Source organism: Paraburkholderia sp. SIMBA_053, from assembly GCF_046534895.1.
Lineage (GTDB): Bacteria > Pseudomonadota > Gammaproteobacteria > Burkholderiales > Burkholderiaceae > Paraburkholderia > Paraburkholderia caledonica.
This window is the reverse complement of sequence record NZ_JAWRXU010001045.1, coordinates 1-258: the sequence shown is the minus strand read 5'-3', so window position 1 is coordinate 258 and position 258 is coordinate 1. Positions and strand designations below refer to the sequence as shown.

General features: G+C 60.5%; 1 protein-coding gene. It reads right to left on the bottom strand.

Features of this window, described 5'->3' with window-relative positions; all coding sequences use genetic code 11:
• Positions 1-258, bottom strand: a 258-nt coding sequence (locus SB753_RS38810; protein WP_410805381.1) for a hypothetical protein, incomplete at both ends; no start/stop codon positions are given.

Sequence of the window (258 nt, the reverse complement as noted above, 5' to 3'; positions counted from 1 at the left end):
CGTCTTGATACCGAAGCGCCGGGTGATCTCGACTCCGTCGGCGCCGACCTCGACTGCCTTGTCTCTTGCCTCCCCGACGGCGACCACCCAGCGTTTGGCTTCGATCTCCTGGCGAGTTGTATCAATGCCAAGCCGCTCATGGAAGATGACGACGTCGGTGGCTACTTCGTTACCGGAACGCACGACATTGCTGGCTTTGAAGGGATGCAGCAGCGCCTTCTCGTTTGCTGTGCTCGCTGACGCGTCCATGCGACTCAG